Origin of the sequence: Xanthomonas sp. D-109, assembly GCF_017746095.1 — a bacterium.
Lineage (GTDB): Bacteria > Pseudomonadota > Gammaproteobacteria > Xanthomonadales > Xanthomonadaceae > Xanthomonas_A > Xanthomonas_A sacchari.
In genome coordinates this window covers 177825-190833 of sequence record NZ_JAGHWV010000014.1, presented here as the reverse complement: position 1 = coordinate 190833, position 13009 = coordinate 177825, and the positions used below count along the sequence as shown (strand labels likewise).

The following is a 13009-nucleotide window of genomic DNA, read 5'->3' as shown; positions in this document are numbered from 1 at the left end:
AATCGCCTAGGGAAGGTGCAGGCGATTGTAGGCGGTGTCCAGCCACGCCGGCGTTTCCGCGTACATCTGGCGAATCAGCTGCTTGATCAGCGGCAGCAGATCGGAGCCGTCGTTGCGGCGGTGGCTGAGGATGATCGGCGAGGTGGCGTGGGCGTCGTCGAGCAGGCGGTAGTGCAGGTCGCGACGCAGCACCCGCACCGAGGCCGGGATGACGCACAGGCCCATCTCGGCAGCGACCAGGCCCAGCGCGGTCTGCAGTTCGCGTACTTCCTGTACCGCCAGCGGACGGATGCCGCGGTCGCGCAGCAGCGACAGCACCTGGTCGGCGAAGCTCGGCCGCGGCTGGCTGGGGTAGACGATCAGGCGCTGCGCGTTCAGCGCGTCCGGCGCCAACGGCGCGTCGGACGCGGCCAGCGGATGCTCCATTGGCAGCGCGACCACCAGGCGTTCCTCGCGCAGCACGAAGCGCTCCACCGTGTCGTCGTCGTGGCGGATACGGCCGATGCCCAGGTCGATGCGGCCGGTCTTCAACGCCTCGATCTGCTCGCCGGACATCAGTTCCAGCAGTCGGATGTCCAACTCCGGTCGCTGCTGGCGCAGCCGCCGCACCAGCATGGGCAGGCCGCCGTACAGCGCGGACGCGACGAAGCCGATGGCGAACACGCGCTGCTCGCTGCGGCCGAGCCGGCGCGCGGCATCCTGCATCTGCTCGACCCGGCCCAGTATCTGCAGCGCTTCTTCGTAGAACAGCTTGCCGGCGTCGGTCAGCCGCAGCGGGCGGCTGCTGCGCACGATCAGGCGTGTGCCCAGTTGCTCCTCCAACTGCTGGATCTGTCGGCTCAATGGCGGCTGCGCGATGTGCAGCAGCTCGGCGGCGCGGGTGAAGTTGCGCTCGCGGGCGACGGCGACGAAGTAGCGGAGTTGGCGCAGGTCCATCGGAATTCGTATTCGTTGGCGGTATGCTGCGCTGCAATAATGCCAGCAACCATGCGGATTGCGCCAAGAACATACCAAAAAGGTATGGAGCGAGACTGAGAGAGTCTTGGACGTGGCCACGCGGCCGGCGCAGTGTGGACCGCATGGACCCGTTGCCGACTCCCACCCGCCGTACCGCCCCCACCGTCGAACGCGTCGAGACCCTGCTGCTCGACCTGCCGACCATCCGCCCGCACCGCCTGTCGGTGGCGACCATGCAGGGGCAGACCCTGATGCTGGTGCGCCTGCACTGCTCCGATGGCGTGGTCGGCCTGGGCGAAGGCACCACCATCGGCGGCCTGGCCTACGGCGCGGAAAGTCCGGAAGGCATGAAGCTGGCGATCGACCGCTACCTGGCGCCGCTGCTGGCCGGCGCCGACGCCACCGGCGTGCAGGCGCTGATGCAGCGCATCGGCAAGCAGGTCAAGGGCAATCACTTCGCCAAGTGCGCCGTGGAGACCGCGCTGCTGGACGCGCAGGGCAAGCGCGTCGGGCTGCCGCTGTCCGAGTTGCTGGGCGGGCGCCTGCGCGAGCGCCTGCCGGTGGCCTGGACCCTGGCCTCCGGCGACACCGCGCGCGACATCGCCGAGGCCGAGCAACTGCTGGACCTGCGCCGGCACCAGGTGTTCAAACTGAAGATCGGCGCGCGGCCGCCGGCCGAGGACATCGCCCACGTGGCCGCGATCAAGCGTGCGCTGGGTGCGCGCGCCGCGGTGCGGGTCGACGTCAACATGGCCTGGACCGAGGCCGAGGCGGTGCGCGCGCTGCCGGCACTGGCCGATGCCGGCTGCGAGCTGGTCGAGCAGCCCGTGGCCTCGCGCGAGGCGATGCAGCGGCTGATGCAGCGCTTCCCGCTGGCGTTGATGGCCGACGAGATCCTGGCCGGGCCGGAGAGCGCGTTCCTGGCCGCGCGGGCGCCGGCGGCCGACGTGTTCGCAGTGAAGATCGAGCCGTCCGGCGGGCCGATCGCCGCGCAGAAGGTCGCTGCCATCGCCGAGGCGGCCGGGATCGGCCTGTACGGCGGCACCATGCTGGAAGGGCCGATCGGCACCATCGCCTCGGCACAGGTGTTCGCCACCTTCCCGCAACTGCAGTGGGGCACCGAACTGTTCGGGCCGCTGCTGCTCACCGAGCACCTGCTGACCGAGCCGCTGCGCTACGCCGATTTCCATCTGCAGCTGCCCACGGGCCCCGGCCTAGGCATCGCGCTGGACGAGGCGCAGGTGCAGGCCTTCCGCCGCGATCGCGGCCGCAGCGTGGTGGCGGTCAGCGCCACCGCGGAGGGCTGACCATGCTGTTTCACGTGACCATGGAGGTGAACCTGCCCGCCGACATGCCGCCCGAGCGCGCCGAGCAGCTCAAGCGCGACGAAAAGGCGCGTTTCCAGGCGCTGCAACGCGATGGCCGTTGGCGGCACATCTGGCGGGTGGTCGGGCAGTACGCCAACGTCAGCATCTTCGACGTGGCCGACAACGCCGAACTGCACGCGCTGCTGCTGTCGCTGCCGCTGTTCCCCTACATGCGCATCGCGGTCACCCCGCTGTGCCGCCACCCCTCGTCGCTGCACGAGGACGATCGCTAGTTCCGCTGCGGACGCTCCCTCGGGAGGGGACGTGTCTCGGCCGCCATCGCCACCACGAGAAAGGAAGGGCATCACCATGAGCGTCAAGATCTTCGCCACCCCCGATGTGCAGGCGTTCCTGCGCCAGGTCAGCGGGCTGGACATGCCGGGCGGCGCGCCGCGGGTGAAGCAGATCGTGCACCGCGTGCTCTCGGATCTGTTCCGCAGCATCGACGAGTTGGAGATCACGCCGGACGAATACTGGGCGGCGATCGCCTGGCTCAACGACCTCGGCGCGGCCGGGCAGGCCGGGCTGATCTCGCCGGGGCTGGGCCTGGACCACTTTCTGGACCTGCGCCTGGATGCCATCGACGCGCAGCTGGGCATCGACAATCCGACCCCGCGGACCATCGAAGGACCGCTGTACGTGGCCGGCGCGCCGGTGGCGCACGGCGTCGCCCGGCTCGACGATGGCAGCGACGAAAATGGCCACACCCTGGTCATGCACGGCACCGTGTACGGCGCCGACGGCCGCCCGCTGCCCGGCGCCAGCGTCGAGGTCTGGCACTGCGACACGCGTGGCTTCTATTCGCACTTCGATCCGACCGGCAAGCAGGCGCCGTTCAACATGCGCCGCACCATCATCGCCGATGCCCAGGGCCGCTATCGCTTCCAGAGCATCGTGCCCAAGGGCTACGGTGTGCCGCCAGGCAGCCCGACCGAACGCCTGCTGTTCGCGCTCGGCCGGCATGGCCAGCGCCCGGCGCACATCCACTTCTTCATCGGTGCCGACGGCCACCGCAAGCTGACCACGCAGATCAACATCGCCGGCGACCCGTTGGTCGACGACGACTTCGCCTACGCCACCCGTGATGGCCTGGTGCCGGCGATCGTCGAGCACAGCGACCCGGCCAGCATCGCTGCCAACGGCGTGGACGGCCCGTTCGCCGAGATCGCCTTCGATTTCCACCTGACCCCGCTGGTCGACGGCGTCGACAACCAGGCCAATCCGGCGCGGCGCCGCGCCGCCGCCTAGCCGAGTTCGCGCCACGGCCACGTTGCGGCCGCGGCGCAGCGACAACGCCGTCTTCAGTTCCTGGCATCCCGCTGCCGCCGCCGCTTCCGGTGGCGGTACGGATCCCTGCGCGCCGCCGGCCGGCGGCCGCATCCACGCATCGGCTCGGAGGGAGGGCCCGATCATGCAGCAGTTCGCACATCCAACGCGCCGCAAGGCGCAACGACAGGGCACGCCACGCTGGACCACGCTGCTGTGGACCGTGGCGGCGGTTTCTGGCGGTGCCGCCGCCAACAATGGCGTCGCCTTGCCCGGCTACGGCGCGCAGACCCAGGGGCTGGCCGGCACGTCGATCGCCCTGCCGCTCGACGCGGCGGCGTCGGCCAACAACCCGGCCGGCATGGGCGCGGTCGGCGACCGCGTCGATGCCGACCTGACCCTGATCTCGGCGCCGGTGCGCAGCCAGGTCGGCACGGCGCGCTACAAGGACGATGCGCTGATCCCGGTGCCGACCGCCGGCTACAACCGCCAACTTGGCGACGACCTGAGCCTGGGCGTGTCGGTGTTCGGCCATGGCGTGGCGCTCGACTACGGTGCACCGGTGTACGGCAGCCACGACACGCTGTCCAAGCTGCAGCAGGTGGTGCTGGCGCCGACCCTGGCGTGGCGCGTGGGCGAGCACCAGTACCTGGGCGTCTCTCCACGGCTGGCCTATCAGCGCCTGCACATCGCCGGGCTGGAGGGCATCGGCTTCCAGTCGGCCGGGGCCGACGCCGCGTACGGCTATGGCGTGGCGCTGGGCTGGTACGGCCAGTTGGCGCCGGGTTTGAACGCCGGCATTACCTGGTCCAGCCGCATCCGCTTCGGCCGCCTGCAGCGCTACCGCGGGTTGTTGCCGGAAGGCCGCCTGGATCTGCCGCAGCAGGCCGGTGCCGGCCTGGCCTGGCAGCCCAAGGCGGGGCTGACCCTGGCCGCCGACTGGCTATGGATCGACTGGTCCGGCGAGCGTGCCTACGGCAACCGCATCGACCAGGGCGGCGCACTCGGCGACGCGGACGGCCCTGGCTTCGGCTGGCACAGCCAGCGCGTGTTCCGGCTCGGCGCCGATTACCGCCTCAACGATGCCTGGTCGCTGCGGCTTGGTTACTCGCGCGCCAGCCAGCTGATCCCCGACAGCCAGGCGCAACTCGCGGTGCTGGCGCCGCTGGCGCAGTACCGCCACTACGCGCTTGGCGCGACCTGGCGGCTGTCGCCGCAGCTGTCGCTGACCGGCAGCGTCACCCACGCCCCGGGCGGCGCGGTCGCCAGCGGCGGCGTGCAGGCCGGCACCCGCGATCTCACGTATTTCAATCTCGGCTTCGGCTGGACCTTCCGCTGAGCCACACGGAGACGACCCCATGCAAACCTATCTGTTGCTGCACGGTTCCTGGCACGACGGCCACGCCTGGGACGGCGTCGCCGCCCATCTGCGCGCGCACGGCGTGCAGGTGCACGCTCCGACCATCGCCGGGCATGGCGTGGGCGCCGACAAGCGCGTCTCGCACGCCGATTGCGTGGCCTCGGTGCTGGACTACGTGCGCCGCCACGACCTGCGCGACCTGGTCGTGCTCGGCCACAGCTGGGGCGGCAGCATCGTGCAACGCCTGGCCGAGGAGGAGCCGGAGCGCTGCAAGCGGCTGATCTTCCACAACGCCTTCGTGCTGCGCGACGGCGAGGCGCTGTTCGACCTGTTGCCGCCGCACTACCAGGCGCTGTGGAAGAACGCGGTCGATGCCGACGGCGGCATCATGCTGCCGTTTCCGATCTGGCGCGACGGCTTCATCGGCGACGCCGACCTGGCGCAGGCGCAGCAGGCGTACGCGCAGTTGAGCCCGACCCCGGCGCGCAGCCATTTCGACGCGGTACCGCTCAAGCGCTTCCACGAGCTGCACATCCCGCGCAGCTGGCTCTATGCCACCGACGATGTGGCACTGCCGCCGGGCGAGTACGGCTGGCATCCGCGGCTGAGCGCGCGCCTGGGCGCCTACCGTCTGGTCAGCCTGCCGGGCAGCCACGAAGTGTGCTTCAGCGCGCCTGCGCTGCTGGCCGAGAAAATCCTGCTGGCCGGCCGCGACTGACCTTCCCCACCGGAGACTCCAGATGAATCCTGCATCCCCCCTGCGCATCGGCATCGTCGGCGGCGGCATCGCCGGCGTCGGTCTGGCCCTGGGCCTGTGCCGGCACCGCCATCTCGACGTGCAACTGTTCGAATCGGCGCCGGCCTTCGGCGAAATCGGTGCCGGTGTCTCGTTCGGCCCCAACGCGGTACGCGCGCTGGCCGGCCTGGGCATGGGCGAGTCCTATGCCGAGCTCGCCGACCGCACCCCCGCACCGTGGCAGGACGTGTGGTTCGAATGGCGCCGCGGCGAGGACGCGCGGTTGCTGGGGCAGACCCTGGCGCCCGGCGTCGGCCAGTCCTCGGTGCACCGCGCCGACTTCCTCGATGCGTTGGCCACGCGCCTGCCGTTCGGGCTGGCCAGGTTCGGCAAACGCGCGGTCGCCGTGGAGCAGGACGCCGACGTGGCGCGCGTGCGCTTCGCCGACGGCAGCCAGTACGAGGGCGATGTGCTGATCGCCGCCGACGGCATCAAGTCCGCCTTGCGCGGCGAGGTGCTGCGCGCGCTCGGCCACGCGCCGGCGGAACCGCGTTTCACCGGCACCTGCGCCTATCGCGGCCTGATCGACGCCGCGCGGCTGCGCGCCGCCTTCGCCGCCCGCGGCGTGGACGCGCACCTGGTCGACGTGCCGCAGATGTTGCTGGGCCTGGACGCGCACATCCTCACCTTCCCGGTGAAGCAGGGAAGGCTGATCAACGTGGTCGCCTTCGTCTCCGACCGCAGCGAGCCGGCGCCGCAATGGCGCGCTGGCCAGGCCTGGGTGCGCGAAGCCAGCCGTCGCGAGATGCTGGAGGCATTCGCGCACTGGGGCGAGGCCGCGCGTACGCTGCTGGAGTGCATCGACACGCCCACGCACTGGGCGCTGCACGATCTGGCCGAGCTGCCTGGCTACGTGCACGGGCGGCTGGCGCTGATCGGCGATGCCGCGCACGCGATGCTGCCGCACCAGGGCGCCGGCGCCGGGCAGGGGCTGGAGGACGCCTATCTGCTGGCGCAGTTGTTGGCCACGCCTGGCCTGACGCGCGGCGATCTGCCGGCTCTGCTGCAGGTCTACGAGCGCTTGCGCCTGCCGCGCGCCTGCCGCGTGCAGCGCACCTCGCGCGAGGCCGGCGAGCTGTACGAGCTGCGCGATCCGCAGGCCGGTGCCGACGATGCGCGGCTGGCGCAGACGCTGGCGCAGCGCTTCGACTGGATCTGGGAGCACGACCTGGAGGCCGACGTGGCGCAAGGGCGGCGGATGCTGGCCGCGGGCGTCACCGAGGGCGCCTAGCCCGCAACTGCGGTGCTAGGCTTCGAGCGCCCACGTGCACCCACGCACCACGGCGACGGCATCGTGCGATCGAGTGCAAGGCGATCCATCGCCATGCGATGGTCGTCCTGCACCCTCGCACCGGCATGGCGAGGGCGCGCGAGGCGTTTGCGCGGCGGCCTCAGTCGCGGAAATTGTCGAACTGCAGTGGCAGCTCGAAATCGCTCTTCTTCAGCAGCGCGATCGCGTCCTGCAGGTCGTCGCGCTTCTTGCCGCTGACCCGCAGCTTGTCGCCGTTGATCTGCGCTTCCACCTTGAGCTTGGCCTCCTTGAGCGTGGCGACGATCTTCTTGCCCAGCTTCTGCTCGATGCCCTGCTTGACGGTGATCTTCTGCCGCGCGCCGCCCAGGTTGGTCTCCAGGTCGCCGAATTCCAGGCAGCGCACGTCGATGCCGCGCGCCAGCAGGCGTGCGCGCAGGATGTCGGTCATCTGCTTGACCTGGAAGTCGCTGGGCGCCGATTGGGTGATGACCTGGTCGTCGAGCGCGAACTTGGCGTCCACGCCCTTGAAGTCGAAGCGCGTCGACAACTCGCGGTTGGCCTGGTCGACGGCATTGGTCAGTTCGTGCTTGTCGACTTCGGACACGATATCGAAGGAAGGCATGGGCAAGTCCTCGGCAAAGATGCCTATCGTAAGACGTGCGGGTCGTGCCTGGGGCGGAGATTGGGGATTGGGGATTGGGGATTCGCAGAAGTGTCCTGCGCCGACACGCCAGGCGCCGTCGTAGGAGCGGCTTCAGCCGCGACTGCTGTGCCAGGAAGGCCCTGTCGCGGCTAAAGCTGCTCCTGCGAGACACCGCTATGCGCGGAGAAAAGCAGGTGATCGGAGATGTCTTGAAGCCGCTCTCACAGCGGGCTGTGTCAACCGATGCAACCGGGGCTGGAGCCATGTGGGAGGGACTTCAGTCCCGACGCGATGGCCCCGGCACCACGCACGCCACCGATCGCGGCGATAATGCGCCGATGCCCAACTCCCGTTCCAATGCCGCTGCCGCCGCGTGGATGATCGCCGCGGTCGCGTTCTTTTCGCTGATGGATGCGTCGATGAAGCAGCTCAGCACGCACTATCCGGCGCTGCAGGTCGCGGCGCTGCGCGGCGGCGCCTCGCTGCCGTTCGTGCTGGTGTGGGTGCTGGCCAGCGCCGGGCCGCGCGCGATCTGGCCGGTGCGCTGGGGCTTGCACCTGCTGCGCGGCGTGCTCGGCATCGCCATGATCGGCTGCTTCGCCTGGGCCTTGCGCAGCCTGCCGCTGTCCACCGCTTACACCATCTACTTCGTCGCACCGCTGCTGGTGGCCGCCCTGTCGGTGCCGCTGCTCGGCGAATACGTGGGGCCGCGGCGCTGGGCGGCGATCGGCGTCGGCCTGGTCGGTGTGCTGGTGGTGCTGCGCCCGGGCATGGACGGGTTCGTCTCGCTGCCGGGGTTGATGGTGCTGCTGGCGGCCATCGCGTATGCGGTGGCCTCGGTGCTGGTCAGCCTGCTGGCGCGCACCGACACCTCGCAGTCGCTGGTGGTGTGGTTCCTGCTGATCATGGCGCTGGGCGCCGGTGCGCTGGCGTTGCCGGAGTGGACCCCGCTGCGGCCGGCCGACACCGGCTGGATCGCCGGCATGGGCCTGGCCGGGGCGCTGGGCCAGGTGGCGCTGACCCAGGCGTTTCGCCGCGGCGACGCCTCGCTGGTCGCGCCGCTGGAGTACAGCGGCCTGTTGTGGGTGATTCCGTGGGACTGGCTGCTGTGGCGCAAGCTGCCCGATGCCTGGACCTGGGTGGGCGGGGCGATCATCGTCGCCAGCGGCCTGTACCTGCTGCATCGCGAGCGGGTCCGCGCGGTGGCGCACCCGCCGCCACAGGCGCGGCCCTAGGCCCCGCGATGCGCGCGCACGTTAGAATCGAATGGAATAACGCACGCCATCCTGGCCTGCTAGGCTTTGCGCCCCCCGTCGCTGCCGGTCCCGCGCGTTGATCCAGTTCGAGCGCCTGCACAAGTCCTATTCCGTCGCTGGCCAGCCGGTCGCGGCACTGCATCCGCTCGACCTGCGCATCGAGGCCGGCGAGGTGTTCGGCATCATCGGCCATTCCGGCGCCGGCAAGTCGACCCTGATCCGGCTGATCAACCGGCTCGAGGAACCCAGCGGCGGCCGCCTGATCATCGACGGCGAGGACGTCACCGCGCTGGATCGCGCCGGGCTGCGCACGCTGCGCCAGCGCGTGGGCATGATCTTCCAGCACTTCAACCTGCTGTCCTCGCGCACGGTCGCCGGCAACGTCGCCTTCCCGCTGGAGCTGGCCGGCACCCCGCGCGCGGAGATCGACGCGCGGGTGGCCGAGTTGCTGGAGCGGGTCGGGCTGGCCGCGCATGCCGGCAAGTACCCGGCGCAGCTGTCGGGTGGGCAGAAGCAGCGCGTCGGCATCGCCCGCGCCCTGGCCACGCGGCCGCGGATCCTGCTGTGCGACGAGGCCACCAGCGCGCTGGACCCGCAGACCACCGCCTCGGTGCTGGCGCTGCTGGCGCAGATCAACCGCGAGCTGGGCCTGACCATCGTGCTGATCACCCACGAAATGGAAGTGATCCGCCGGGTCTGCGATCGCGTGGCGGTGCTCGATGCCGGGCACCTGGTCGAGAGCGGGCCGGTCACCGAGGTGTTCCTGCATCCGCAGCATCCGACCACCAGACGCTTCGTCTCCGAAGCCGAACACGTCGACGAGGGCGAGCTGTACCGCGATCTCGCCGCGGTGGACGGCCGCATCCTGCGCCTGACCTTCCTCGGCGCCGACACCTACGCGCCGCTGCTCGGGCGCATCGCCCGCGCCACCGCGGTGGACTACAACATCCTGTCCGGGCGCATCGACCGGATCAAGGACACCCCCTATGGCCAGCTGACCGTGGCCCTGGTCGGCGGCGACATGGATGCGGCGCAGGCCGAGTTCGTCGCGGCCGGCGTGCATGTGCAGGAGCTGCGCCGATGAGTCCGTTCGCCACCGCCGCCACCGGCTTCTTCCGCAATCTCGATGCCGGCAAGTGGAGCGAGATCGGCCGCGCCACCGTCGATACGCTGCTGATGCTCGGCGGCTCGCTGCCGCTGACCCTGCTGATCGGCCTGCCGCTGGGCGTGCTGCTGTTCCTCACCGGCCCGCGCCAGACCCACCAGAAGCCGCTGCTGTACGGCGGCCTGGCGCTGGTCATCAATGTGCTGCGCTCGGTGCCCTTCATCATCCTGATGATCGCGATGATCCCGCTGACGCTGTGGACGATGGGCACCTCGCTGGGCGTGCGCGGCGCGATCCTGCCGCTGGTGGTGGGCGCGGCGCCGTTCTACGCGCGGCTGGTGGAGACCGCGCTGCGCGAAGTGGACCGCGGCGTGGTCGAGGCCAGCCTGGCGATGGGCGCGACCACCTGGCAACTGGTGATGCGGGTGCTGCTGCCGGAAGCGCGGCCGGGCCTGATCGCCGGCGCCACGGTGACCACCATCGCCCTGATCGGCTTCACCGCGATGGGCGGCGCGATCGGCTCCGGCGGCCTCGGCGACCTGGCCTACCGCGACGGCTACCAGCGCTCGCACGCCGACGTGGCCCTGGTGACGGTGGTGATCCTGTTGCTGCTGGTGCAGGCGTTGCAGATGCTCGGCGACCGCCTGGTCGCGCACTACAGCCGGCGCTGATGTCCTGCGTGCCGCGGCAGGAGCGGCTTCAGCCGCGATCCCTGCCGGCGAGCGGTCGCGGCTGAACCCACTTCTGCGCGCATGGATCGCCCCGCCTGCACGGCCGTCTGCTAGCGTGCACGCATCGCGGCCGCGGGTCGCGCTCCTCCATTCCCCCCGTTTCCCCGGATACCTGCCATGACCCGATTCCCGTTCCGCCTCCTGCTCGCCAGCGCCGTGCTCGCCCTCGGCGGCTGCGGCAAGCCCGATGCCGGCGCCGCCGGCGACCACCTCAGCGTCGCCGCCACCGCCGTGCCGCACGCCGAGATCCTGGAGGTGGTCAAGCCGATGCTGGAGCAGCAGGGGCTGACCCTGGACGTGCGCGTGTTCAACGACTACGTGCAGCCCAACGACCAGGTGGTACAGAAGCAGATCGACGTGAACTACTTCCAGACCGAGCCCTACCTGCAGGCCTACAACCGCGACCGCAAGAGCAACCTGGTCACCGTGGTCGGCGTGCACATCGAGCCGTTCGGCGCCTATTCGCGCCGCTACAAGTCGCTGGATGCGCTGCCGCAGGGCGCCGACGTGGTGATCCCCAACGATCCCAGCAACAACAGCCGCGCGCTGATCCTGCTGGACAAGGCCGGGGTCATCAAGCTCAAGGATCCGAGCAATGCGCTGTCCACCCAGCGCGACATCGTCGCCAATCCCAAGCAACTGAAGTTCCGCGAGCTGGATTCGGCGATGCTGCCGCGGGTGCTGGACCAGGTCGACCTGGCGCTGATCAACACCAACTACGCGCTCGACGCCGGCCTCAACCCGACCCGCGACGCGCTGGCGATCGAAAGCAAGGATTCGCCGTACGTGAACTTCCTGGTCGCACGTCCCGACAACAAGGACGATCCGCGCGTGCAGAAGCTGGCCAAGGCGCTGACCAGCCCGGAAGTGAAGGCCTTCATCCAGCGCAAGTACCAGGGCGCCGTACTGCCGGCGTTCTGATCGGCCTGCGCGCATGCCGCTGCTGCTGGCCATTCCGCTGGCGATCGTGATCGCGCTGGCGGTGACCGCGGTGCTGTTGCCGCTGTCGCTGCTGCAGCGCTTTCGCGTCGGTACCGCGCGGCGTCAGGCGCGTGGCTGGCTGGTCGCGGTGCAGCTGTGGTCGGCGCTGCTGTCCAGCGGCGTGCTGCTGGTCTTTGCCGTGATCGCCGGGCACTGGTGGCCGGACGCCGCCATGTACGCACTGGCGGGCTGGGGCTGCGGTGTGCTGTTGGGTGCGCTCGGCATCGGCGTCACCCGCTTCGAACCGCTGCCGCATGGCCTGCACTACACGCCGAACCTGTGGTTGGTGCTGGGCCTGACCGCGCTGGTGGCGGTGCGCATCGGCGCCGGGCTGTGGCAGGGCTGGCGCAGCCTGGTCGATGGCGCGGCGTGGCCGACCCAGGGCTGGATGAGCCACGCCAGCCTGCTGGCCGCCGCCGCATTGCTGCTCGGTTACGCCTGCGCCTATTCGTGGTTGTTGCGGCGGCGCCTGCGTCGTTTCGACCGCTACCGCGGTTTCGACCGCTCGCCGCGCTGAAGGCGAGCGCGCGTGCGGGCTCGCGCGATGCCGTTTCCGCTGGTCGCGCTCCCAGTCCAGCGCACGCGCAAAAACAAACGGGCCCTTGCGGGCCCGTTTGCATCACCACTGGAGACGGAACGCTTAGAAGCGCGCGCCGACGCCGAAGCTGAACAGCCACGGATCCAGCTTCAGGTCTTCGCCGGTGCCTTCGCCGGCCACCTTCAGCTCCGGACGCGAGCGCATGTAGCGCGCATCGGCACGGGCGAACCAGGTGGAGTTGATGTTCATGTCCACGCCGACGGTGCCGATGGCGCCCTTGGCGGTGTCCAGGCTCACGTGCTGGTCGGCGTTGAGGCCGGCGAGCTTCTCGTTGCTGAAGTTGGACTCGTAGTAACCGACGCCGACGAACGGACGGAACACGTTGTCCGCCTGGCCGAAGTGGTACTGGCCGCTCAGCGCGATCGGCTGCTGCTCGACGGTGCCGACCTTGCCGATGCCGTCGGCCTTGACGCGGTGGTTGAACTTGTCGGCAGCGCCCCACAGTTCGACCGCCCAGTTGTCGTCGATCAGCCAGCTGGCGCTGATGGTCGGCGCCGGGCCGCCATCGACGTCGAGGCCGGCCGCCGGCTTGGAGTGCGGGTCGAGCAGGGTCGCGCTGCCGACGACGGAGAAGTGCTTGCCGGACGCGGTATCGGCATCCTGTGCGAATGCGGCGGGCGCAAACGCAAGGGCGGACACGACAGCCAGGCTCAGGATCTGAATGGACCGCATGGGATATCTCCTCATCTTTTTCTTG

14 protein-coding genes are annotated in these 13009 nt (G+C 70.1%); 11 read left to right on the top strand and 3 right to left on the bottom strand.

The features are described 5' to 3' along the window. Positions 1-6 precede the first annotated feature (6 nt). Positions 7-936: a LysR family transcriptional regulator gene (locus J7357_RS15225; RefSeq protein WP_209247713.1), complete on the bottom strand. Its 930-nt coding sequence runs from the start codon at positions 934-936 to the stop codon at positions 7-9. Between the two features lie 143 nt (positions 937-1079). Between J7357_RS15225 and J7357_RS15220 the strand changes: the two genes are divergently transcribed. The 6 genes from J7357_RS15220 to salA all read left to right on the top strand — a co-directional run bounded on the left by J7357_RS15220 (position 1080) and on the right by salA (position 6977). Beyond that, positions 1080-2264, top strand: coding sequence for a muconate/chloromuconate family cycloisomerase (locus J7357_RS15220; RefSeq protein ID WP_209247711.1), 1185 nt, complete (start codon positions 1080-1082; stop codon positions 2262-2264). Between the two features lie 2 nt (positions 2265-2266). Continuing rightward, positions 2267-2557, top strand: a complete 291-nt coding sequence (gene catC, locus J7357_RS15215; protein ID WP_209247709.1) for a muconolactone Delta-isomerase — start codon at positions 2267-2269, stop codon at positions 2555-2557. 76 nt (positions 2558-2633) lie between these two features. Beyond that, positions 2634-3572 carry a catechol 1,2-dioxygenase gene (catA, locus tag J7357_RS15210; RefSeq protein WP_209247707.1) on the top strand — a complete coding sequence of 313 codons (939 nt, stop codon included), beginning with the start codon at positions 2634-2636 and terminating at the stop codon, positions 3570-3572. 163 nt (positions 3573-3735) lie between these two features. Next, positions 3736-4929, top strand: coding sequence for an outer membrane protein transport protein (locus tag J7357_RS15205; RefSeq protein ID WP_209247706.1), 1194 nt, complete (start codon positions 3736-3738; stop codon positions 4927-4929). Between the two features lie 19 nt (positions 4930-4948). After that, the gene (locus tag J7357_RS15200; RefSeq protein ID WP_209247704.1) at positions 4949-5668 is read left to right on the top strand and encodes an alpha/beta hydrolase; all 720 of its coding nucleotides are present in this window, start codon (positions 4949-4951) and stop codon (positions 5666-5668) included. Positions 5669-5690: 22 nt separating this feature from the next. Continuing rightward, positions 5691-6977 (top strand): salicylate 1-monooxygenase, encoded by a 1287-nt coding sequence (gene salA, locus J7357_RS15195; RefSeq protein ID WP_209247702.1) that lies wholly within the window; start codon positions 5691-5693, stop codon positions 6975-6977. Positions 6978-7137: 160 nt separating this feature from the next. On the opposite strand, the gene J7357_RS15190 is transcribed toward salA, so the two are convergent. Further along, positions 7138-7620 (bottom strand): YajQ family cyclic di-GMP-binding protein, encoded by a 483-nt coding sequence (locus J7357_RS15190; protein WP_010343276.1) that lies wholly within the window; start codon positions 7618-7620, stop codon positions 7138-7140. A 359-nt stretch (positions 7621-7979) separates the two neighbouring features. Between J7357_RS15190 and J7357_RS15185 the strand changes: the two genes are divergently transcribed. The 5 genes from J7357_RS15185 to J7357_RS15165 all read left to right on the top strand — a co-directional run bounded on the left by J7357_RS15185 (position 7980) and on the right by J7357_RS15165 (position 12231). Beyond that, on the top strand, positions 7980-8876 hold the full coding sequence (locus J7357_RS15185; RefSeq protein WP_152238516.1) for a DMT family transporter: 897 nt from the start codon (positions 7980-7982) through the stop codon (positions 8874-8876). 97 nt (positions 8877-8973) lie between these two features. Further along, the gene (locus J7357_RS15180) at positions 8974-9981 is read left to right on the top strand and encodes a methionine ABC transporter ATP-binding protein (RefSeq protein WP_209247700.1); all 1008 of its coding nucleotides are present in this window, start codon (positions 8974-8976) and stop codon (positions 9979-9981) included. Beyond that, entirely contained in the window at positions 9978-10673 is a 696-nt protein-coding gene (locus tag J7357_RS15175) for a methionine ABC transporter permease (RefSeq protein ID WP_209247698.1), read from the top strand. Before J7357_RS15180 ends, J7357_RS15175 begins: the two co-directional genes overlap by 4 nt. Before the next feature lie 177 nt (positions 10674-10850). Beyond that, the gene (locus J7357_RS15170) at positions 10851-11654 is read left to right on the top strand and encodes a MetQ/NlpA family ABC transporter substrate-binding protein (RefSeq protein WP_209247696.1); all 804 of its coding nucleotides are present in this window, start codon (positions 10851-10853) and stop codon (positions 11652-11654) included. A 13-nt stretch (positions 11655-11667) separates the two neighbouring features. After that, positions 11668-12231, top strand: a complete 564-nt coding sequence (locus J7357_RS15165; protein WP_209247694.1) for a DUF1453 domain-containing protein — start codon at positions 11668-11670, stop codon at positions 12229-12231. Between the two features lie 123 nt (positions 12232-12354). Here J7357_RS15165 and J7357_RS15160 read toward each other — a convergent pair whose 3' ends face one another. Then, entirely contained in the window at positions 12355-12984 is a 630-nt protein-coding gene (locus tag J7357_RS15160; protein ID WP_010343282.1) for an OmpW family outer membrane protein, read from the bottom strand. Positions 12985-13009 lie beyond the last annotated feature (25 nt).

What these genes read in the sequence shown, in the direction of transcription:
- J7357_RS15225 (WP_209247713.1), bottom strand. Translation starts at nt 936, where the DNA reads ATGGACCTGCGCCAACTCCGCTACTTCGTCGCCGTCGCCCGCGAGCGC.
- J7357_RS15220 (WP_209247711.1), top strand. Translation starts at nt 1,080, where the DNA reads ATGGACCCGTTGCCGACTCCCACCCGCCGTACCGCCCCCACCGTCGAA.
- catC (WP_209247709.1), top strand. Translation starts at nt 2,267, where the DNA reads ATGCTGTTTCACGTGACCATGGAGGTGAACCTGCCCGCCGACATGCCG.
- catA (WP_209247707.1), top strand. Translation starts at nt 2,634, where the DNA reads ATGAGCGTCAAGATCTTCGCCACCCCCGATGTGCAGGCGTTCCTGCGC.
- J7357_RS15205 (WP_209247706.1), top strand. Translation starts at nt 3,736, where the DNA reads ATGCAGCAGTTCGCACATCCAACGCGCCGCAAGGCGCAACGACAGGGC.
- J7357_RS15200 (WP_209247704.1), top strand. Translation starts at nt 4,949, where the DNA reads ATGCAAACCTATCTGTTGCTGCACGGTTCCTGGCACGACGGCCACGCC.
- salA (WP_209247702.1), top strand. Translation starts at nt 5,691, where the DNA reads ATGAATCCTGCATCCCCCCTGCGCATCGGCATCGTCGGCGGCGGCATC.
- J7357_RS15190 (WP_010343276.1), bottom strand. Translation starts at nt 7,620, where the DNA reads ATGCCTTCCTTCGATATCGTGTCCGAAGTCGACAAGCACGAACTGACC.
- J7357_RS15185 (WP_152238516.1), top strand. Translation starts at nt 7,980, where the DNA reads ATGCCCAACTCCCGTTCCAATGCCGCTGCCGCCGCGTGGATGATCGCC.
- J7357_RS15175 (WP_209247698.1), top strand. Translation starts at nt 9,978, where the DNA reads ATGAGTCCGTTCGCCACCGCCGCCACCGGCTTCTTCCGCAATCTCGAT.
- J7357_RS15170 (WP_209247696.1), top strand. Translation starts at nt 10,851, where the DNA reads ATGACCCGATTCCCGTTCCGCCTCCTGCTCGCCAGCGCCGTGCTCGCC.
- J7357_RS15165 (WP_209247694.1), top strand. Translation starts at nt 11,668, where the DNA reads ATGCCGCTGCTGCTGGCCATTCCGCTGGCGATCGTGATCGCGCTGGCG.
- J7357_RS15160 (WP_010343282.1), bottom strand. Translation starts at nt 12,984, where the DNA reads ATGCGGTCCATTCAGATCCTGAGCCTGGCTGTCGTGTCCGCCCTTGCG.